Genomic DNA, 21,012 nt, shown 5'->3' with positions numbered 1-21,012 from the left:
CGCTCGATCTCTATATGATACGAAATGAGAATGATCACCTACCTGATCCATACTGCGAGGCGCGCTTTCGTGAAAGAGAATAGTTTCGTTTCCACCGACTATATCCGCTCGGCCTTTTCCGCCGCGATGTCGGCCATGTATCGCGACGAGGTTCCGGCCTATGGCACGTTGATGCAATTGGTGGAAAAGGTGAACGCCGAGACGCTGGCCGCCGACCCGGCGCTGCGGGCACGCCTGGAAGACACCGATTCGCTGGAGCGGATTTCGCAGGAGCGCCATGGCGCGATCCGGCTCGGCACGCCCGCCGAGCTTTCGATGATGCGCCGCGTCTTTGCCGTCATGGGCATGTATCCGGTCGGCTATTACGATCTCAGCACCGCCGGCGTGCCGGTTCATTCCACCGCCTTTCGCCCGGTCGGCGATGCCAATCTCAAGAAAAACCCCTTCCGGGTCTTCACCTCGCTTCTGCGGCTCGACCTGATCGCCGACGAGGTTCTGCGCAAGGAGGCACAGGCCATCCTCGATGCCCGCCGGATCTTTACGCCCGGCGCGGTGACGCTGACGGAAAAGGCCGAACAGCAGGGCGGCCTCGACAAGGCTGATGCCGCGCGTTTCGTAGCCGAGGCACTGGAAGCCTTCCGCTGGCACGACAAGGCCAATGTCAGCTCCGACATGTACCACCGCCTGCATGACGCGCATCGCCTGATCGCCGACGTCGTGTCGTTCAAGGGGCCGCATATCAACCATCTGACGCCGCGCACGCTCGATATCGACGCCGTGCAGGCCCGCATGCCGGATTACGACATCGCGCCCAAGGCCGTGGTCGAAGGCCCGCCGACCCGCAAATGCGCCATCCTCCTGCGCCAGACCTCGTTCAAGGCGCTCGATGAGCCGGTCTCTTTCCAGACTGAAGACGGCAGCTGGCAGCAAGGCTCGCACACCGCCCGCTTCGGCGAGATCGAGCAGCGCGGCGTGGCGCTGACCCCGAAGGGCCGCGCGCTTTACGATGAACTGCTGGCCGCCTCGCGCAAGGTCATCCGGCCCGCCGCCGACGGCTCGAACGCCGCGGAATACGAAAAAGCGCTTGCCGGCGCGTTCGAGGATTTCCCGGACGAATGGTCCGATATCCGCGCCGCCGGCCTCGGCTATTTCGCCTTTTCGCTGACCGAAAAGGGCCGCCGTAGCCGGGTCTCCGATCCGGGCTCCATCGACGAGCTGATCGCCGCCGGTCTCGTCCGGTTCGATCCGATCGTTTACGAGGATTTCCTGCCGGTCAGCGCCGCTGGCATTTTCCAGTCCAATCTCGGCGACGATGCCGCCCAGGAATTCGTGGCAAGTCCGAACCAGAAGCGCTTCGAGCAGGATCTCGGTGCCCCAGTGCTGAACGAATTCGACCACTATGCCGGTATCGAACAGGCATCCATCGACGAATGCCGCCAGCTTCTTTCCATCGCCGAAGCAGCGGAGTAAGGCTGGAGCGATGATCGACCAGGGACATATCGCGGCGCTCGGTGCACGTCTCGGCGACAAGGCCATTGTCACCGATGCGGGCGATATGGCCGCCTACCAGACCGGTGCGCGCTATGACGAGGGCAAGGCGGCGCTGGTGTTGAGGCCACGGACGACCGAGGAGGTTTCGGCTGCTGTCGCCTATTGCGTGCGCCACGGCATCGCGCTCATCGCACAATCGGGCAATACCGGCCTCGTCTCCGGCTCGACGCCGGACATGAGCGGTGCACAGGCCGTGCTCAGCCTCGACCGCATGACGTCAGGCTTTGCTCTCGATCTCGACAACCGCTCGCTTACGGTCGATGCCGGCTTCCGTCTGTCCGACGTCAACCGGCGGCTGGAAGAGCACGGGCTGTTCTTCCCCATCGACCTTGGGGCCGATCCGCGGCTGGGCGGCATGCTGGCGACCAATACCGGCGGATCGCGCTTCCTCAAATATGGCGATGTGCGCCGCAACACGCTGGGCATCAAGGTGGTGCTGGCCGACGAGGACGGCACGGTTCTCGACCTGATGTCGACCCTGCGCAAGAACAATACCGGCGTCGACTGGAAGCAGGTTTTCATCGGCACCAGCGGCGCCTTCGGCATCATCACCGAATGCGTGCTCAATCTGGAACCCCTTCCAAAGCAGCTGGCAACTGCCTATCTGGTGCCTGCGAGCGGCGCCCATGTGATGCCGCTCTTGCGCGCCATGGAGGAGCGGCTCGGATCCTATCTCTCGGCCTTCGAGGGCATGTCGGGCAATGCCATGAGGGCGACTTTTGCGCATGTTCCTTCGCTGAAAAATTCCTTCCAGGGCGGCAACATACCCGACTATGTCATCCTCGCCGAGATTTCCCGCAGCTGGCAGCCGCGCGAGGGCGAACAGCCGTTGAATGCCGTGCTGGAAGAGGTTCTCGCAGAAATCTGGGAAACCGACGATGCGCCGCTTGCCGATGCCTTTGTCGGCCCGGCCGAGGAGATGTGGGCGCTGCGTCATGCGCTTTCGGAGGGCGTCAAGCATGCGGGAAAGCTGATCGCATTTGATCTTTCCTTCCGCAGGGGCGATATCATGGCCTTCTGCGACCGCATGAAGACGGACATGCCGACGACGTTCCCGGATGTGACGATCTGCGATTTCGGCCATATCGGCGATGGCGGCGTGCATTTCAATCTCGTCGTGCCGAAGGACAGCGAGGCGGCGCGGGACGCGGATTTCGAGCGGCGGCTGCGCGACTGGGTCTTTGCCGTCGCCGTTTCGGATTTCAACGGAAGCTTCAGTGCCGAACATGCCATCGGCCGCAAGAACCAAGCCTATTACGACCTTTATACGCAACAGAAGATCAAGGACATGGCCAGAGGCCTGAAGTCGATCACCTCGCCGGCACAACTCGGCACGGTCGTCTTCGGATAGTCCTTCCACACAGAGAAACGGGAGTTTGCTCACATGAACATTGCAACGAAGACGGTCAACGTCGTTCAGGAAACCGCCTCCATCCTGGAGAAGCTGGGCGTCGCCAAGAGCCTCTATACGGGCGGCGACATGGCCTCCTATTCACCGGTCACTGGTGAGCAGGTTGCCAGTCTGAAGACCGATTCGGCCGCTGACGCCGCCGCCAAGATCGAAAAGGCCGAAGCGGCGTTCCGCGCCTGGCGTCTGGTACCGGCGCCCAAGCGTGGCGAACTGGTTCGCCTGCTCGGCGAGGAACTGCGCGCCCACAAGGCCGATCTCGGCCGCCTCGTCTCGATCGAGGCCGGCAAGATCACCTCCGAAGGTCTCGGCGAAGTGCAGGAAATGATCGACATCTGCGATTTCGCCGTCGGCCTGTCGCGCCAGCTCTACGGCCTGACCATCGCCACCGAGCGCCCCGGTCACCGGATGATGGAAACCTGGCATCCGCTCGGCGTCATCGGCGTCATTTCCGCCTTCAACTTCCCGGTCGCTGTCTGGTCATGGAATACGGCACTGGCGCTCGTCTGCGGCAATGCCGTCGTCTGGAAGCCGTCCGAAAAGACACCCCTCACCGCACTTGCATCGCAGGCTATCCTTGAGAAGGCACTTGCTCGCTTCGGCGATGCACCGGAAGGCCTGTCCCAGGTCCTGATCGGTGACCGCGCCATCGGCGAAGTCCTGGTCGATCATCCGAAGGTCGCGCTCGTTTCGGCAACCGGTTCCACCCGCATGGGCCGCGACGTCGGCCCGCGTCTTGCCAAGCGCTTTGCCCGCGCCATCCTCGAACTCGGCGGCAACAACGGCGGCATCGTCTGCCCGTCCGCCGATCTCGACATGGCCCTTCGCGCCATCGCTTTCGGTGCGATGGGCACGGCCGGCCAGCGCTGCACGACGCTGCGCCGTCTCTTCGTCCATGAAAGCGTCTACGACGCGCTGGTGCCGCGCCTGAAGAAGGCCTACCAGAGCGTTTCGGTCGGTAATCCGCTGGAATCGACCGCGCTGGTCGGCCCGCTCGTCGACAAGCCGGCCTTCGACGGCATGCAGAAGGCACTCTCTGAAGCCAAGGCCCATGGCGGCACGATCACCGGTGGCGAACGCGTCGATCTCGGCCATGCCAACAGCTATTATGTGAAGCCGGCCCTGGTCGAAATGCCCAAGCAGGCAGGCCCGGTCACCGAGGAAACCTTCGCGCCGATCCTCTATGTGATGAAGTACAGCGATTTCGACGCCGCCGTTGCCGATCACAATGCGGTTGGCGCCGGCCTTTCCTCGTCGATCTTCACGCTCGACCTGCAGGAAGCCGAGCGCTTCCTGTCGCCGGATGGCTCGGACTGCGGCATCGCCAATGTCAATATCGGTACCTCCGGTGCTGAAATCGGCGGCGCCTTCGGTGGCGAAAAGGAAACCGGTGGCGGCCGCGAATCCGGCTCCGACGCCTGGAAGGCCTATATGCGCCGCGCCACCAACACCATCAATTATTCGAAGGCCCTGCCGCTGGCACAGGGCGTCTCTTTCGACATCGAGTAATTGGCGACATCGAATAATCGAACAACCGGCGTATCGAGGATCTGACATGACCATCAACACGAAGATCGAGGAGGCGGGCTTTTCGCCCGCCTCGCGGATATCCGCGATCGGCGTTTCCGAAATCCTGAAGATCGGCGCCCGGGCGCAAGCCATGAAGCGCGACGGCAAGCCGGTGATCATCCTGGGTGCCGGCGAACCGGATTTCGATACGCCGGATCACATCAAGCAGGCCGCCTCCGATGCCATCGGGCGCGGCCAGACGAAATATACCGCCCTCGACGGCACCCCGGAGCTGAAGGCGGCCATTCGGGATAAATTTTCCCGCGAAAACGGCGTTTCCTATGCGCTGGACGAGATCACTGTGGCCACCGGCGCCAAGCAGATCCTCTTCAATGCGATGATGGCGACGCTCAATCGCGGCGACGAGGTGATCATCCCGACGCCCTACTGGACCTCCTATTCGGACATTGTCGAGATCGCCGAGGGCAAGCCGGTCCTGATCGCCTGCGATGCAGAGGCCGGCTTCCGCCTGAAGGCCGAGCAACTGGAAGCGGCGATCACGCCGAAAACGCGCTGGGTCATGCTCAACTCGCCCTCCAATCCGTCCGGCGCCGCCTACAGCGCGGAGGACTACCGGCCCCTGCTCGACGTGCTGCTGCGGCATCCGCATGTCTGGCTGCTGGTCGACGACATGTACGAGCACATCGTCTATGACGATTTCAAATTCATGACCCCGGCCGCGCTCGAGCCGGCACTGAAGAACCGGACGCTTACCGTCAACGGCGTTTCCAAGGCCTATGCCATGACCGGCTGGCGCATCGGTTATGCCGGCGGCCCGCGCGACCTGATCAAGGCCATGGCGGTGGTGCAGAGCCAGGCGACCTCCTGCCCTTCCTCGATCAGCCAGGCCGCATCAGTTGCGGCACTCACCGGACCTCAAGACTTCTTGAAAGAACGCACTGCCAGCTTCCAGCACCGCCGCGACCTTGTCGTTGCAGCCCTCAACGCCATAGAGGGGCTCGATTGCCGCGTGCCGGAAGGCGCCTTCTACACCTTCTCCGGCTGCGCCGGCATGCTTGGCAAGACGACGCCAAGCGGTAAGCGGATCGAAACCGATACGGATTTCTGCGCCTATCTGCTGGATGACGCCCATGTGGCCGTCGTGCCGGGCTCCGCCTTCGGCCTGTCGCCATTCTTCCGTATTTCCTATGCCACCTCGGAAATGGAACTACGCGAGGCGCTGGAGCGCATTGCCGCCGCCTGCGCCGCCTTGCGCTGAAGCATTCGGCGCCAGGCCGATAGCGTCACCCACGCTGTCGGCCGGGCGCCGAAAGAAGTTTGCGCCGTTCGAAATTGCTGCTATCCGATAGCTCGAAAAGTCGCGCTCCGCGGCGCAATCGGAATCGACAGGGGCAACCGGAGCATGTTCTCCAGTTTACGGCAATCGACCGACATTGTTGAGAAACTGAGGAAGAACGCCTTCGAGCCGGCGCATTCGGCCTATTACCGGGGAAAGCCCGGGCAATCCCTGTCTCTCATCCTGAAGGCCCGCCACGACTTCCTGTCTATCTGGCGCAAGAACGACTATACCGACAAGGTCTCGTCGATGACGCTGCTCGGCAGGCAGCTGGTGATCGTCAATTCGCCCGAGGCGATCCGCTATGTGGTGGCCAAGCGCCACGAGAATTTCGAGCGCAAGTCGCCGCAGATGCGCCGGGCGCTGGAATTTCTTCTCGGCGACGGCCTGTTCATCTCGGACGGAGAGACCTGGAAGCAGCGGCGCCCGCTGGTCAACGATATCGTCCACAAGAACCGCCTGCCGACCTTCGGCGGGATCATGGAGCGAACGGCGAGCGAGCTTGCCGAACGCTGGTCCTCGCTGCCGGACGGCGCGCCGGTGAACGCGCTCTATGAAATGGCGGGGCTGACCGCCGAGATCATCTCGCGCAGCGTTTTCGGCAATGATCTCGGCGAAGAGGCCGCCAATGCGGTCACGCAAGGCTTCGAAAGCTACCAGTCGCTGATCGATTCCATCAATATCGGCTATTTCCTCGGCTTCGACGAAGGCCTGCCGGTGCTGCGGACGCCAAAGCTGCGCCGGTCCGTCTCGCGCATCCACGGGATCATCGACAAGGTGGTGGAGGATCATCTCGCCGGGCGCGGCGACGACAATTCCATGGTGGACCTTCTGGTGCGCCGGCAGAAGCGCAATCCGGAGCTGAAGCTCGACGTGGTGGCGCTGCGCAACGAGGCCGCCACCATCTTCATGGCCGGCCATGAGACGACGGCGGCGACCCTCACCTGGGCCTGGTATCTCCTGTCGCGGGCGCAATGGGTGGAGAAATCGCTCCACGAGGAGATCGACCGCGTCTGCGGCGATCGGGTGCCGACGCTCGACGACCTGCCGCAACTGGAACTCTGCCGCGCCGTGATCGAGGAGACGCTTCGGCTCTATCCGCCCGTGCCGATCCTTGCCCGCCAGACCGGGGAAGCGGACCGGATCGGCGATATCGACGTCAAACCGGCGTCGCTGATCCTGATCGTGCCCTGGCTGCTGCACCGGACCGAAGCCTTTTTCAAGGACGCGCATCTGTTCCGGCCGGAGCGTTTCCTGAACGGCGAAAGACCCATTCCCTATAGCTATATTCCCTTTGCCAGCGGGCCTCGGGTCTGCCCGGGGTTGCAGTTCGGCCTTACCGAGGCGATCCTCTGCCTTGCCATCCTTGCCCAGCGGTTCAAGCTGCGCGTGGCCGAGGACGCAAAGGTCGAGCCGCAATGCCGCCTGACGCTTCGCCCGCGCGGCGGCCTGCCGGTCACGCTGCACCGGCGAAAGGGGAGCTAGGCCATGGCGGAACAGCAGAAAAAACTGGAGGCGAAAAAGCGACAGGCCTGGGTCTACCGGCCGCCGGAACAACCGCCGCTTGGCGACCTGTTCTCGACCGCCGAACGCCGACGGAAAGCCTTCCGCTATCACGTCACCGGCAATCTCCAGAACCTCGCCGACCTTGCCCTGCATTTCGGGCTAAAGGCGCTACCGACCGATCTCTGCTCTTCCATCGGCGCCGCACTCGGCAGCTTCGTCATTCCGCGCTGGCACAAGGGCGCGGTCAAGAAGGCGAGGAAGAACCTGAAACGGCTGCTGCCGCATGCCTCGGAGGAGGAGCGCGACGCCATCCTGAAGCGCAACTGGGAAAACCAGGGGCGCCTGATGACCGAATTTTCGATCATCGGCCGATTGGCGAAACCCTCCAAACGCGTCATCTGGCACAATGTCGAGCTGATCGTCGAAGCGCAGCGCAAGGGGCCGGTGATCATGGTCGGCCTGCACCTGGGAAACTGGGAGATATTGGGGCCGAAGCTGGTGGAGCTGGGCTTCAAGCCGTCGGCCAATTACACCCCTCCATCAGGAAGGGCGCGGGCCTGGATCGCCGACCGCGTTCGCATCAAGCTCGGATACCGGCTGATGCCGCCCGGCAAGGACGGGATCAGGCCCGCGGTCAAGATCCTGAGGCAGGGTGGCGTCATCTCGCTCTTCTGCGACGAGGGCTTTGCCGGCAAGATCCGCGGGCCTTTCCTTGGCAAGCCACCGCATCTGGAAGGCAATCTGGCCATCGCGGTCCGGCTGGCGCGGATGACGCAGGCGACGATCTGCCCCGGCTATATTTTGCGGAAGGAAGGTGCCAATTTCGAGGCCTTCGCCCTGCCGCCGATCGTCCTGCCGCCGGAGACCGTGCCCGGCGAGCGGCTGATCGACGATGTCCTTCTTCTGAATTCCGCGATCGAACCGGTCATCCGAGACCATCTCGACCAGTGGTATTTCCTCGACAATTCGCTCTGAGGTAAACGCCTCAGGCCGGCCGCCGGCTTTTCAGGCTTGCGACAAAGGCCGCGAAACGCTGGCCGGCAATGTCGAGCGGGCCGCTATTGTCGATCGTCATTACGTCCGCCTCGTCGAGCAGGTCCGGTACCTGCCGCCGCAGCCGGTTAAAAATATCCGCCTCGCTCTCGCGACCGCGCGCCACCAGCCGGCTTGCAAGCACCTGCGGCGAGGCGGTGATATTGACGACGCAAACCCTCGGAAATGCCTTGCGGAACTGACCGAGCGCGCCGCGACTGCCATTGGCGATCAGTGTCTCGCCATCCCGTGTCCGCCGGACCGCCTCTCTTGGAATCCCGTATTTCAATCCATGTGCCTGCCAGGCGACGGCGAATTCGCCGGCAGCCAGGCGCGTGTCGAAACCGGCCGGCGACACGCTCTCATGAACCTCGCCGCCCGCATCCGTCGGCCGGGTGATGACGCGCCGCACGAAGCCGATATCCTTGCTGCCGGCAAACTGCCGCGCGGCAAAGCCGATGACGCTGTCTTTGCCGGCGCCGCTCGGTCCGACCACGACGATGATCGCCCCGGGTTCGTCGCGCCCTTCCATCAGGCGACCCGCCGGCCTTCACGCCAGACGGAGCGAACCACCGGAATGCCCTCATTGCGCTGGACGCGGGCGATATCGGCACGAAGGCCGGTGGCGATCCGGCCACGATCCGTCAAGCCGACGGTCCTTGCCGGCGTTGCCGTCACCATGGCGAGCGCCTGCGGCAGGCTGACGGTTTCGATCTCGTCGGACAGGACGAAAGGCGCCTGGATCAGGCTGAACGGCACATAGTCGGAGGAAAGGACGTCGAGCACGCCGCGCTCGGCAAGGTCGCGCGCGGCGATATTGCCGGAATGCGACTTGCCGCGAACGATATTGGGCGCGCCCATGAGGACGCTGAGACCGGCCGCATGCGAAGCCTCCGCCGCCTCGAAACTGGTCGGGAATTCCGCCAGGCGGATGCCGAAGCCGACCGATTCCTCGACATGGGCAAGGGTCGCATCGTCATGGCTGGCAATGGTGATGCCGCGCTCGGCGCAGGCCCTGGCGATCTCGGTGCGATGCGGACCGGCATATTTCGCCGACAGCCTCTGCTGGCGCTCGCAGAAGGCCTCGAATGCGGCGTCAGAGAGCCCGCGCTTGGTCTTGTGGTAGAGCGTATACTGATCCATCGTCTGGAACTGCCGCTGGCCAGGCGCATGGTCCATCAGGGAGACGAGGCCGACCTGCGGATCGTTCTCGAACTCGATGAAATGAGCAAGCACATTGTCGGTGGAGACTTCGCAGCGCAGATGAATGCGATGATCGGCACGCAGCCGGTTTTCCCGGGCCGCCTGCGCCAGCGCATCGGCCATGTCGCGCATCTCGCCCTGCTCGAAGCCGCCATCCTCGTCGGAGCCCATGCGCAGGCAGTCGAAGACCGTGGTGATGCCGGAGGTGACGATCTGCGCGTCATGCGCCTGGATCGCCGCCATTTTCAGCCAGCGCACGCCGGGACGCGGCGAATAATGCGCTTCCAGATGATCGGTGTGTAGCTCAACGAGGCCGGGGATGAGGTAATCGCCCTCGAAATCCTCGCCGACCCGGCTTGTGCCTTCCGAAATATCGGCGATCAGCCCGTCGCGGATCAGCACCGAGCCGGCGAGGATGCGGTCCTCGAGCACGATGCGAGCATTGGAAAGAACGGTTTCAGCGGTCATGTCATGCCATCTTTCGTTTGGTCATGCCGCCAAGCGGCAAAAGCGAGTGAACCTTGAAGGCGGCGCCACGCTCCGGCTCGACGAAGAGCGCTAGCGAGGTCACCGACAGCGGTTTTCCGATAAAGGGCGCGAAGCGCTCTTCCAGAACCGCTTTCATCGCGGCCTGCCGTTCGGCCGGCACCGGGCCCGTGAGCGTCATGTGGAAGCGGAAGCTTTCGAAGACATAGGGATATCCCCATTCCATGAGGTTGCGGCGCTGCGCCTCGCTCAAAAGATGGGGCTTGCGGCGCGCCAGATCCGCATCGGAGAGCGGCGCGCGGAAGGGCTCGAACCGGCGCACGGTGTCATCGGCAATGGCCTGCAGCGCCGGACATTCTAGCGCCGGCACCAGCGCGAAGAAAGGCCCGAGCTGGCCGAGCGCCAGCGCCGGTATTTCGAAGTCGGCGCGCTCTTCGGCAAAACGTTCGAAAGCATCGAGCAGTTGCGCTTCGCCTGTCCCGGCGGCAAGCGCGAACGGCGCCTTCACCGTTCCATGAAAACCATAGCGGCGCGGATCGGCCGTCAGGGTGGCCAGTTCTTCGGCGCCGAAATCGCCGGCCGGATCGAGGGACGTGGCGCGACCGGTGAACGGGTTCGCCCCAAGCCAGCGGGCCGCAGCATCCGTCAGCGGATCATCTTCATCGGGCGTGATATAGAAAGCGTAGCGCAATGTTCATTCCCTGCAGGCGTCACGGGAGTGGCGGCGGACGATACCGATCCGATGCCGTCGCTACGCGTCTTTCATGACATTATCGTGATGGCCGGCACGGGTCCGGCCCCATTTTCAATGTGTTTTCTGGCCCATCAGACGGGAGCGCAGCAGATTGGAGATGCCGTCGAACAGGAAGACGACGATGAGGATGAGAATAACCATATAGCAGACGTTTTCCCAATCGGAATTCGTCCGCATCGCTTCCCAGAGTTTCAGGCCGATGCCGCCGGCACCGACGGCGCCGATGATCGTCGCCGAGCGCGTATTGGATTCCCAGAAATAGAGCGCCTGACTGGCAAAGACCGGCAGGACCTGCGGCATGACGCCGAAGCGCTGCACGGCAAGGGGTGCCGCCCCCACCGATTTGACGCCCTCGCGCTGCTTGTCGTCGATATTTTCCAGCGCTTCCGAATAGAGCTTTCCGAGCGTGCCCGTATCGGTGAAGAAGATCGCCGACATGCCGGCAAGCGGCCCCGGCCCGAAGGCGCGCGTGAAGAACAGTGCCCAGATCAGCATGTCGACGGAGCGCAGGAAATCGAAGAAGCGCTTGGTCGCCTGGTTGAGCAAGCCATTACGGGTGATGTTGCGGGCCGCGAGGAACGAGAGCGGAAAGGCAACGACCGAGGCAAACAGCGTGCCGACAAAGGCCATGACAATGGTCTGCAACAGCTTGGTCCAGACATCGAGATGCTGCCATTCGGAATTGTAGAGGATGTTGTTCCAGGCGAGCGACAGGTTGGAGCGATCCGGATCGAGACGCTCACCGCCAAGGACCAGGCCTGCCACCTCGCCGAATGACTTGCCGAAGAACGGCGATTGCGTATCGAAGATGAAATTCGCCCATCCGGGAAAGCGATTGTGAATGCTGATCTTTTCCACGTCCACATCGGCCCAGCCGGTCATGCCGAAGGAGAGCGTGATCTTCTCGCCCGGCCGCTTCTGGCTTGCCCATGCCGGCAGATCGCCGACAGGCTGGACGCCATTGGCACGGTCGAGATCGATCCGGAGCGTTTCACCCCTGTGCTCCGCAGTCACCTGGCCTTCGGCAACGTCGATACTTGTGGTGGGGTTGAAGGCAATGGTCGCGCGGCTGACGACCTCCTCGGTGCGGGTCTCGGGCTTCACCTCGGCCGGCGCAGCACCGCCAACGGCAGCATTGGGCGCCATGAAACTGAAACTCGAACTTTCCTTCGGTGCCTGCTGTTGCGTTGCGACCGGGGCCTCAACGGTCCGCTCCATCATTCTCGTCTCGATCCGCACCCATTCGGGCTCGGCATCGGGGCCGAGCGGCGAATAACGGGGATAGACGACCTGCATTGTCCCATCGTCGGCTATCCGGATGTCAGGACGGACCTCGTAGGAGACCCAGTCGGCGAGATAGGTGCCGGCAATGCCCCAATTGGCATTGGCAAGAACCTGGCCGATCGAGAAGAACCACCAGCTATAGACCATGTAGAGCGCCAGGCCGGCGAAAAACAGGGCCGACCTGATCCGCTTGCGCGACGATCCCTCGACCAGATGCGGATGGCGGGCGGCGACCGCCTCCATCTGGGCGGTATTCATCATGGTGCTGGCGGTCATGACCGGCTCCTATTGCGCAAGCTGGAAGGCCTGGTCACCGACGAGGCGGCGCCGCAGCCATGCGGAAAACTGATCGACGGCGATGATCGTCGACAACAGCAGGAGGACGATGGCGAGCGTCTTTGCCTCGTGACCCTGGCTGATCGACAGGCGCAGCGGCTCGCCGATGCCACCGCCGCCGACCGCGCCGATGATGGTGGAGGCGCGCACGTTGATTTCCAGGCGAAGCAGGAAATAGCTCATGAAATTCGGCATGACCTGCGGCACGATGCCGAACCAGACCCGCTCGAACCAATTGCCGCCAGCGGCCTTCAGGCCCTCGTCCGGCCGCATGTCGGCATTTTCGACGACCTCGAAGAAAAGCTTGCCAAGCGCGCCGACCGTGTGCACCGACACGGCAATGATCGCCGGGATCGGGCCGAGCGACAGGATGGCAAGAAAGAAGCCGGCAATCACCACCTCGGGAAAGGCCCGCAGCAATTCCATAAGCCGGCGGACAGGACCGCGCACCCACGGATTGGGCATCAGGTTTCGGGCCGCAAGGAAAGAGAGGAGAAAGCCGAAGGCGAGGCCGAAGATGGTGGAAAAGATCGCGATATTCAGCGTTTCCAGCATCTTGTAGACATATTCGGGCACGTAGATCGTGTCCGTCAGGTAGAGGCGGCCTTCCGGATAATCATATTTCAGGCTGCCATCGTCATAGGGCGAGGGCAGATCGAACAAGGCGCGGCCAATCTCCGCCCCGTCGCGTGGCACGAGATCGCCGACAAAATCGAAGAAATGGGGGAGCCGGTCGAAGAACTTGCCGGCATTCGTCTCGTTGGCGAACCAGAGCGAGCCCGTGAGCGCAAGAAAAAGCACGGCAAGGCCGAGCCATGTATAGAGGCGGCGGCGGCCGGCAAGCTCTTGAAAATGCCGCTCGATCAGCGCGCCCTTCTCGCTGAAACCGTCACCAAGCCTATTCATGTTCATGGTTATCGCCTGCAGGAGGATTGGGTAACGCAACACCGACACGGCCACAACCTCTCCTCCGTCATGGTCGGGCTCGACCATGACGTCGCGCGTGGGCAACGTCGATGAGAAAGGCGCCGGCCGGATCGCAACCGGCGCCGATCCTGGGTTGGTGGATCAGCCGCCGATGGTCGACTTGCGGGCGTCGATGATCGGCTTGTAGAAATCGGCATTGACCTCGACGAAGCCCTTGAAATCGCCGCCCTGGATGGCTGCGAAGCAGGCCGCATCGGTCTTCGGCAGGTCCATCATGAATTGCTTGAACTTGGCCTTCATGTCGTCGTTGAGCGACGAGCGCACGACGATCGGGCCGTTCGGGATCAGCGGCGAGCGCCACAGCTCGACCAGGTCGTTCATGTCGACGATGCCCTTGTCGACCATCTTGCGCAGATTGCCGGAAGTATAGCCCTCCTTGAATTCGCCGATGCCCGAACCGAAGGTCGTGCCGGCATCGAAAGTGCCCTTGACGACTTCGAGGACCAGATTTTCATGACCGCCGCCGAAGCCGGTTTCCGCGAAGAATTCCTTGACCGGCATGCCGAGCGTTTCCGGCAGGGTGACGTTCGGGATCAGGTAGCCGGAGGTCGAATCCGGGTCGGCAAAGCCGAGCTTCTTGCCCTTCAGGTCCTCGACCTTGGTGAAGCCGGCATCCTTGCGGGCAACCATGATCGAATAATAGCCGGTCGAGCCGTCGGTCTGCTCGGTCGTCAGGATCGGCTCGACCGCATCTGCCTTGGCAAGATAGATCTTGGCATAACCGGAGGCGCCGAGTTCAGCATAGTCGAGCGTGCCGCCAAGCAGGCCCTGAATGACGCCGTCATAATCGGCGGCCGGGAAGAAGGAAACCTTCTCGACGCCGATCGCCTGCGGAAGCGTGTCCGACAGGCATTGGAAATTGCGCAGGCGGTCGGCCTCGTTCTCGCCGCCGATGATGCCGACGCGGAATTCCTTGAGGTCTTCGGCCTGGACGTGGCCGGCGAAGGCGATGAGCGCCACGGCGCTCAAGAGGGCATTCTTCAACATGGGTCTTCTCCTGTTGTCCGGCGGCGCCGGCTTGTCGTCGTTGCAAAGCGATCGCCCTTGACGCGGGCTTTCGATCTTGGCGAGCCTCAGAGGCCGGCCAGTGCCAGCGGCTTCACGCCGGCGGATTTCCTGTTGTCCTGCACCGGGGCAGCGGGACTGACGATGCTTGTCGAGGTCATCGCCTCCTCGATCTCGACGCCGCCATAGATTTCGCTGACGGCGGCGGCCGTCAGGTCCCGCGGCGGGCCGTCGAACACGACACGGCCATGCGCCATGCCGATAATGCGCTCGCAGTAATTGCGCGCCGTATCCAGCGTGTGCAGATTGGTGACGACGGTGATGCCGTCGCGCTCGTTGATATCGCGCAGCGCATCCATGACGATCTTGGCGTTCAGCGGATCGAGCGAGGCGATCGGCTCGTCGGCAAGCAGCATCTTCGGTTGCTGCATGAGGGCGCGGGCGATGGCGACGCGCTGCTGCTGGCCGCCGGAAAGCGTGCCCGCCGCCTGCAGCGCCGTCTGCTCGATGCCGAGCCGTTCCAGCGCGCCGATGGCCATGATGCGCTCCTCGCGGGTGAACATGTTGAGGATGCTGAGCACGGTGGAGCGGTGATTGAGACGGCCGAGCAGCACGTTGGTCAGTACATCGAGGCGCGGCACGAGGTTGAACTGCTGGAAGATCATGGCGCAATCGCGCTGCCAGTTTCGTAGGGCCGCACCTCGCAGCGCCGAGACTTCGAGATCGCCGAAATGGATGGAGCCGGAGGAGACGTCGTTGAGGCGGTTGATCATCCTCAGAAGCGTCGACTTGCCGGCGCCCGACCGGCCGATGATGCCGACCATCTGACCCTGCGGGATATCGAAGGTCACCGCATCGACGGCAGTCTTCTTGTCGAATCGTCGGGTCACGTTCTTCATCTGAAACATGGGCTTCATCTGAAACATGGGCGCTCGTCCTCTTTGGCGATACCGGTCATCGGCATGCCCTTGCCTTAACGGCGCTTGATGAAGGGGGGATGTCAGTTCTATGTCGGTTTCGTTACAGTCGACGATGCCCGGGCGGGCATGGACTGCAGCGGCGAAATTCAGGCATTGTGACGGGTGAGGAATGCATCCGCGTCGAGCATCCGGAAGTCGTCGAGCGCATCGCGGAGCTTCGCATGCTCCCAATCCCACCAGGTAAGTTTTTCGAACCGCGCGGCGATCTCGCTCCCGAAGCGCTCGCGGATCAGCCTTGCCGGCACGCCGCCGACGATGGCATAGGGCGCGACATCCCTGGAGACGACAGCACCGGCGCCGATCACCGCGCCATTGCCCACGGTCACGCCCGGCAACACGGTGGACCCATGGCCAATCCAGACATCATGTCCGATGGTGACACGGTTTTCGCGGCGCCAGGCGAAGAAATCCTGGTCCAGCCCGGCATCCGGCCAATAATAGGAAGACCGGTAGGTGAAATGATGCAGCGTCGCCCGGCCCATCGGGTGATTGGTGGCGTTGATGCGCACGGATGATGCCAGATTGGCGAATTTGCCGATCGTCGCGCACCAGATGGAACCGTCGCGCTCGATATAGGAATAATCGCCGAGTTCGGCTTCGTCGATGCGGCAGCGTTCGCCCACTTCGGTATAGCGGCCAAGCGTGGATCCGGTCACGATGGCGGTCGGGTCCACGGCCGGCTCTTCGCTCAGCCTCTTGCTCATGCGGCGGCCTTTCGCGGCGAAAAGGCGGAGACATCGAGAATGCGGTCGGCGACGGCGTCACGCACTTCCTCGTCGTGGAAGATGCCGAGCAGCGCGACACCCTCGGCCTTCTTGGCGGCGATCAGATCGATGACGACGCGGCGGTTCTTCGCATCGAGCGAGGCTGTCGGCTCGTCGAGCAGAAGGATCGCATGGTCGGTAATGAAGCCGCGGGCGATGTTGACGCGCTGCTGTTCGCCGCCGGAAAAGGTGGCCGGCGGCAATTGCCAGAGTTCGCGCGGCAGGTTGAGCCTTGCCAGGAGGTCGGAAGCCTTTTCCCGCGCCTCCACCTGGTCGATGCCGCGCGCCAGCAGCGGCTCGGCGACGACGTCAAGCGCCGGAACGCGGGGAACGACGCGCAGGAACTGGCTGACATAGCCGAGCGTATCGCGCCGGACTTCCAGAACCGCACGGGGCGCGGCATCGGCGAGATCGACCAGCCGTCCCTGGTGCTCGATCAGGATCTGGCCGGCATCGACGGCATAATTGCCATAGAGCATCTTGAGGATCGAGCTCTTGCCGACGCCCGACGGGCCGCCCAGCACGACGCATTCACCTTTCCTGACGGAAAAGGAGACACCGGAGACGACCGGCAGGCGGATACCGTCGCGCAGATGCATGGTGAAGCTCTTGGCGACTTCGGAAACAACAAGCGGCGTGGCCATGACTATTTCTCCTTTTGGAGCATGGTTTGGTCCGAAAACCGGTTCCCACTTTTCGGAACCATGTTCAGACCTGCAGGATCGAGGAAACGAGAAGCTGGGTATAGGGTTCGCGGGGATCGTCGAGCACCCGGTCGGTCAGGCCCTGCTCGATCACCAGCCCGTCCTTCATGACCATCATCCGGTGCGACAGGAGGCGCGCCACGGCAAGATCATGGGTGACGATGATGGCGGAGAGGCCGAGATCGTGGACGAGGCCGCGCACAAGGTCGAGCAGCCTTGCCTGCACCGAGACATCGAGCCCGCCCGTCGGCTCGTCCATAAAGACGAGGCGCGGCGAGGTGACGAGGTTGCGAGCGATCTGCAGGCGCTGGCGCATGCCGCCGGAGAAGGCGCGCGGCTGGTCGTCGATGCGGTCCTCCTCGATTTCGACGCGCCGCAGCCAGTCGGCCGCGGTCGCGCGGATATTGCCGTAATGCCGGTCGCCGACCGCCATCAGCCGCTCGCCGACATTGGCGCCGGCAGACACCGTCATGCGCAGGCCATCGGCCGGGTTCTGGTGCACGAAGCCCCAGTCGGTGCGCATCAGGAAGCGACGCTCCGCCTCCCCCATGCGGGCCAGATCACGGTACTGGCCATCGCGCATGTGATATTCGACGGCGCCGGAACTGGGCATCAGCCGGGTGGAGAGGCAGGACAGCAGCGTCGTCTTTCCGGACCCGGATTCGCCGACGATGGCGAGAACTTCGCCCGGCCAGAGTTCGAACGAGACATTCCGGCAGCCGACACGCGTGCCGTAGAATTTCGAGACATCGTTGACTTTGAGAAGGGGAGTCTGGGTCATGGGGCAATTTCCATGCTGAGCGAGAATTGCTGTTCCGGGCGGAAGAACACCGCTGGCTCCCTCTTCTCCCCAGCGGGGCGAAGGTGGCGCGCAGCGCCGGATGAGGGGGGCCGAAGGCAGCCAATTTCAATATAACGTCGATGTGGCTCCGGCTTCGCCGAAGCCCCCCTCATCGCCTGGCATCCGCTCGGCACTTCTCCCCGCTGGGGAGAAGAGGAAGCGTGCGGCACGCTCCGAAGCAAATATTCAGCCATCGCACTCATTCCGCCGCCTCCCGTCCCAGCATCTCGCCCTCATGGCCATGCTCCCGGCGGTCCTCGCAATGGTCGGTGTCCGAGCAGACGAACATGCGCCCGCCCTTGTCGTCGAGCACCACCTCGTCGAGATAGACATTTTCGGCGCCGCAGAGCGCGCAGGGCCTGTCGAAATGCTGGATCTCGAAGGGATGGTCCTCGAAGTCGAGGCTGACGACATCGGTATGGGGCGGTACGGCATAGATGCGCTTTTCGCGACCGGCGCCGAACAGCTGCAGCGCCTCCGACATATGCATTTTCGGATTGTCGAATTTCGGCGTCGGCGAGGGGTCCATGACATAGCGCCCCTCGACCTTGACCGGATAGGCATAGGTGGTGGCGATATGGCCGTTGCGGGCGATGTCCTCGTAGAGTTTTACATGCATGAGGCCGTATTCCTCCAGCGCATGCATCTTGCGGGTCTCGGTCTCGCGCGGCTCGAGAAAGCGCAGGGGTTCGGGGATCGGCACCTGGTAGACCAGCGTCTGGCCGGCGGAAAGCGTCTCCTCCGGGATGCGATGGCGCGTCTGGATGATCGTCGCCTCGCGCGTCTTCGTGGTGACCGCGACATTGGCGACCTTCTGGAAGAAGGCGCGGATCGACACCGCATTCGTGGTGTCGTCGGCGCCCTGATCGATGACCTTCAGCACGTCGTCCGGCCCGAGGATCGCCGCCGTCACCTGTACGCCGCCGGTGCCCCAGCCGTAGGGCATGGGCATTTCGCGCGAGGCGAAGGGAACCTGGTAGCCGGGGATGGCGATCGCCTTCAGGATCGCCCGGCGGATCATCCGCTTGGTCTGCTCGTCGAGATAGGCGAAATTATAGGCGGCAAGCTTGGCGCTCATTGTGCGGCCTCCAGCAGATCGGTGGATGTGTCGCCGGCCTGCCTTGCCTCGTATTCGGCGCGCATGCGGCGGACGAGATCGAGTTCAGCCTGGAAATCGACATAGTGCGGCAGCTTCAGGTGCTCTACGAAGCCGGTCGCCTGGACATTGTCGGAATGCGAGATGACGAATTCCTCGTCCTGCGCCGGCGCGACGATATCCTCGCCGAATTCTTCCGCCCTCAAGGCCCGGTCGACCAGCGACATGGCCATGGCCTTGCGCTCGCTCTGGCCGAAGACGAGACCGTAGCCGCGGGTGAATTGCGGTGGGGTTTTCGCCGAGCCCTGGAACTGGTTGACCATCTGGCATTCGGTCACCTGGATGCGGCCGAGCGAGACGGCGAAACCGAGTTCGGGAATGTCGAGCTCCACCTCGACCTCGCCGATGCGCACCTCGCCGACGAAGGGATGGGTGCGGGCATAGCCGCGCTGGGTGGAATAGGCGAGAGCCAGCAGGAAACCCTCGTCGCCGCGCGCCAGCGCCTGCAGGCGCAGGTCGCGGTCGAGCGGAAACTCCAGCGGTTCGCGGGTGAGATCGCCGGGTTGATGATCCGCCGGCATCTGGCCGTCACCCTCGATCAGCCCTTCGCCGGCCAGGATGTCGGAGACGCGCATCATCGAGGTTTCGTCTGCCTCCCGGCGGAGGGGATCGGCGACAGGCTCGTCCTCGAGCAGTGACGGATCGAGCAGGCGGTGGGTATAGTCGAAGGTCGGCCCAAGCAACTGGCCGCCGGGCAAGTCCTTGTAGGTGGCCGAGACGCGCCGCTCGATCTTCATGTTCGCGGTATCGACGGGCACCGACATGCCGAAGCGTGGCAGGGTGGTGCGATAGGCACGCAGGATGAAGATCGCCTCGATCATGTCGCCACGCGCCTGGCGCACGGCAAGGGCGGCAAGCTCCCGGTCGTAGAGCGAGGCCTCCGCCATGACGCGGTCGACCGCAAGGCCGAGCTGGGCGACGATCTGGTCGATGGAAATGGCCGGCAGCGATCGCTCGCCTCGGCGGCGGTCGGCGAGCAGCCGGTGTGCATTGGCGATGGCGGCCTCGCCGCCCTTGACTGCGACATACATGGCTAGGCCTCCCTGCGACGAAGCGTGGTCGTGCGCGGCAGACACAGGATATCCATGCCGGACACGAGAATCAGATCAACGCCGCGCGGAAATACGGCGCGGTTTTCCGCCCAGAGCGCCAGGAAGATATCCGGCAGGCCCGATGGCGCGATGACGGTTTGCTCCCGGATGCCGGGGCCGGTGGCGATCAGTTCGGTGCCGCCGTCGAGCGACGCGATCTCAAGCACCAGCGTCGCCGACCGGTCCGGATAGTCCTGGCTGCCGAGCGCGAACTGGTCGAAGCCGGGCACGAGGCTTCCCTCCTCAACGAACGCGAAACGGGCTTCTGGTTTCACTTCGGTCACCGGCGCGCCGGTGTGGAAGGCCAGCCAGGCGGGAACGGCAGACCGGGCGAGGGCAGCGGTAAGCCAGACCGGTGTTCCATCGTCGCACAAAGTCAGCGCAATGGCGCCGGCGCCGGCGCCAAGCGGCGCGGGCGGCACTGCCGGGGCGCCGAGTGGCAGGATCGAACCCGGCCGCGCCATGCCGTCCATCAGCGCCTTGAACACCGATTGAGACTGGAAAACCGGATCGGCGAAACCCCCGGCATAGGCGCTGGCGTGATTTTCTGCTGGAATGGCCATCAATCGTCCCCTCGGACCATGGTAAAGAAATCGACCCGTGTCGCGGCGGTTTCCTCCGCTCGGCGGCTGTCCTCGGCGTCGATGCGCGCGGCAATTTCATCGAGAAGTGCCTCGACGGCGGGACGATGTTCGGGACGCTGCTGGAGCGCATCGAACAGGGCGGCGAGCCGCGCCTTTTCCCGGTCGTTGCCGAGCATCTGGCCGTGGCCGATTTCGCCCGAGGCAAGCCGTATCGTCGCGCGGCTGACGGTCGCCTCGCCGAGATTGAAGGCATCGCCGCCGCCGCCGATGCGGCCGCGCACCATGACCAGCCCGGTTTCCGGACCGCGCACCGGATGGACCTCCGGCTTGGCGTCGAGCCCGTCCCATCCCGCCTGCAGCTCCGCACAGGTGGCGCGCGCCAGGAGGCCCATGATCTGCTTGCGCTCCAGCCCCGCTGCCGTGTCGTTTCGTTTGGTCGCGTCCATTGCTTTTCCGTTTCAAATGTCTATTTAT

The 21,012-nt window shown here is 63.5% G+C and carries 20 protein-coding genes; 6 read left to right on the top strand and 14 right to left on the bottom strand.

Annotation, left to right across the window (positions count from 1 at the left end):
• Positions 1 to 69 precede the first annotated feature (69 nt).
• The 6 genes from ASD31_RS17000 (at position 70) to ASD31_RS16975 (ending at position 8,306) form a co-directional block, all read left to right on the top strand.
• Entirely contained in the window at positions 70 to 1,470 is a 1,401-nt protein-coding gene (locus ASD31_RS17000) for a VOC family protein (RefSeq protein WP_156392716.1), read from the top strand.
• 10 nt (positions 1,471 to 1,480) lie between these two features.
• Positions 1,481 to 2,902 carry an FAD-binding oxidoreductase gene (locus ASD31_RS16995; protein WP_056336328.1) on the top strand — a complete coding sequence of 474 codons (1,422 nt, stop codon included), beginning with the start codon at positions 1,481 to 1,483 and terminating at the stop codon, positions 2,900 to 2,902.
• A gap of 33 nt (positions 2,903 to 2,935) precedes the next feature.
• Positions 2,936 to 4,468, top strand: a complete 1,533-nt coding sequence (locus tag ASD31_RS16990; RefSeq protein ID WP_056336325.1) for an aldehyde dehydrogenase family protein — start codon at positions 2,936 to 2,938, stop codon at positions 4,466 to 4,468.
• A gap of 46 nt (positions 4,469 to 4,514) precedes the next feature.
• Entirely contained in the window at positions 4,515 to 5,747 is a 1,233-nt protein-coding gene (locus tag ASD31_RS16985; protein WP_056336322.1) for a pyridoxal phosphate-dependent aminotransferase, read from the top strand.
• 144 nt (positions 5,748 to 5,891) lie between these two features.
• Positions 5,892 to 7,310, top strand: coding sequence for a cytochrome P450 (locus tag ASD31_RS16980; protein WP_056336321.1), 1,419 nt, complete (start codon positions 5,892 to 5,894; stop codon positions 7,308 to 7,310).
• Positions 7,311 to 7,313: 3 nt separating this feature from the next.
• Positions 7,314 to 8,306: a lysophospholipid acyltransferase family protein gene (locus ASD31_RS16975; protein ID WP_056336320.1), complete on the top strand. Its 993-nt coding sequence runs from the start codon at positions 7,314 to 7,316 to the stop codon at positions 8,304 to 8,306.
• A gap of 10 nt (positions 8,307 to 8,316) precedes the next feature.
• On the opposite strand, the gene phnN is transcribed toward ASD31_RS16975, so the two are convergent.
• The 14 genes from phnN to phnG all read right to left on the bottom strand — a co-directional run bounded on the left by phnN (position 8,317) and on the right by phnG (position 20,984).
• Positions 8,317 to 8,895, bottom strand: coding sequence for a phosphonate metabolism protein/1,5-bisphosphokinase (PRPP-forming) PhnN (phnN, locus tag ASD31_RS16970; protein WP_056336314.1), 579 nt, complete (start codon positions 8,893 to 8,895; stop codon positions 8,317 to 8,319).
• A complete protein-coding gene (locus ASD31_RS16965) occupies positions 8,895 to 10,034 on the bottom strand; it encodes an alpha-D-ribose 1-methylphosphonate 5-triphosphate diphosphatase (RefSeq protein ID WP_056336312.1) in 1,140 nt (379 codons plus the stop codon). The genes phnN and ASD31_RS16965 overlap by 1 nt, the downstream gene beginning before the upstream one ends.
• A gap of 1 nt (position 10,035) precedes the next feature.
• A complete protein-coding gene (locus tag ASD31_RS16960) occupies positions 10,036 to 10,743 on the bottom strand; it encodes a DUF1045 domain-containing protein (protein WP_056336309.1) in 708 nt (235 codons plus the stop codon).
• Positions 10,744 to 10,857: 114 nt separating this feature from the next.
• Positions 10,858 to 12,366: a phosphonate ABC transporter, permease protein PhnE gene (gene phnE, locus ASD31_RS16955; protein WP_056336306.1), complete on the bottom strand. Its 1,509-nt coding sequence runs from the start codon at positions 12,364 to 12,366 to the stop codon at positions 10,858 to 10,860.
• A gap of 9 nt (positions 12,367 to 12,375) precedes the next feature.
• The gene (gene phnE, locus ASD31_RS16950; RefSeq protein WP_056337204.1) at positions 12,376 to 13,338 is read right to left on the bottom strand and encodes a phosphonate ABC transporter, permease protein PhnE; all 963 of its coding nucleotides are present in this window, start codon (positions 13,336 to 13,338) and stop codon (positions 12,376 to 12,378) included.
• 156 nt (positions 13,339 to 13,494) lie between these two features.
• Positions 13,495 to 14,400, bottom strand: a complete 906-nt coding sequence (gene phnD / locus ASD31_RS16945) for a phosphonate ABC transporter substrate-binding protein (RefSeq protein WP_056336303.1) — start codon at positions 14,398 to 14,400, stop codon at positions 13,495 to 13,497.
• A gap of 86 nt (positions 14,401 to 14,486) precedes the next feature.
• Positions 14,487 to 15,326, bottom strand: a complete 840-nt coding sequence (gene phnC, locus ASD31_RS16940) for a phosphonate ABC transporter ATP-binding protein (RefSeq protein WP_056337201.1) — start codon at positions 15,324 to 15,326, stop codon at positions 14,487 to 14,489.
• 158 nt (positions 15,327 to 15,484) lie between these two features.
• A complete protein-coding gene (locus tag ASD31_RS16935) occupies positions 15,485 to 16,102 on the bottom strand; it encodes a DapH/DapD/GlmU-related protein (protein ID WP_056336299.1) in 618 nt (205 codons plus the stop codon).
• The gene (gene phnL, locus ASD31_RS16930; RefSeq protein ID WP_056336296.1) at positions 16,099 to 16,806 is read right to left on the bottom strand and encodes a phosphonate C-P lyase system protein PhnL; all 708 of its coding nucleotides are present in this window, start codon (positions 16,804 to 16,806) and stop codon (positions 16,099 to 16,101) included. Before phnL ends, ASD31_RS16935 begins: the two co-directional genes overlap by 4 nt.
• A 64-nt stretch (positions 16,807 to 16,870) precedes the next feature.
• Positions 16,871 to 17,647, bottom strand: a complete 777-nt coding sequence (gene phnK, locus ASD31_RS16925; protein ID WP_056336293.1) for a phosphonate C-P lyase system protein PhnK — start codon at positions 17,645 to 17,647, stop codon at positions 16,871 to 16,873.
• 259 nt (positions 17,648 to 17,906) lie between these two features.
• The gene (locus tag ASD31_RS16920) at positions 17,907 to 18,785 is read right to left on the bottom strand and encodes an alpha-D-ribose 1-methylphosphonate 5-phosphate C-P-lyase PhnJ (protein WP_056336288.1); all 879 of its coding nucleotides are present in this window, start codon (positions 18,783 to 18,785) and stop codon (positions 17,907 to 17,909) included.
• The gene (locus ASD31_RS16915) at positions 18,782 to 19,894 is read right to left on the bottom strand and encodes a carbon-phosphorus lyase complex subunit PhnI (RefSeq protein ID WP_056336283.1); all 1,113 of its coding nucleotides are present in this window, start codon (positions 19,892 to 19,894) and stop codon (positions 18,782 to 18,784) included. Before ASD31_RS16915 ends, ASD31_RS16920 begins: the two co-directional genes overlap by 4 nt.
• Positions 19,895 to 19,896: 2 nt before the next feature.
• Positions 19,897 to 20,517 (bottom strand): phosphonate C-P lyase system protein PhnH, encoded by a 621-nt coding sequence (gene phnH, locus ASD31_RS16910; protein WP_056336280.1) that lies wholly within the window; start codon positions 20,515 to 20,517, stop codon positions 19,897 to 19,899.
• The gene (phnG, locus tag ASD31_RS16905; RefSeq protein ID WP_056336278.1) at positions 20,517 to 20,984 is read right to left on the bottom strand and encodes a phosphonate C-P lyase system protein PhnG; all 468 of its coding nucleotides are present in this window, start codon (positions 20,982 to 20,984) and stop codon (positions 20,517 to 20,519) included. The genes phnH and phnG overlap by 1 nt, the downstream gene beginning before the upstream one ends.
• Positions 20,985 to 21,012: the final 28 nt, after the last annotated feature.

The sequence above is a fragment of the Rhizobium sp. Root482 genome, assembly GCF_001426565.1.
Taxonomy (GTDB): domain Bacteria; phylum Pseudomonadota; class Alphaproteobacteria; order Rhizobiales; family Rhizobiaceae; genus Pararhizobium.
The sequence above is the reverse complement of the archived record's forward strand: the minus strand, read 5'-3'. Positions and strand labels throughout refer to the sequence as shown.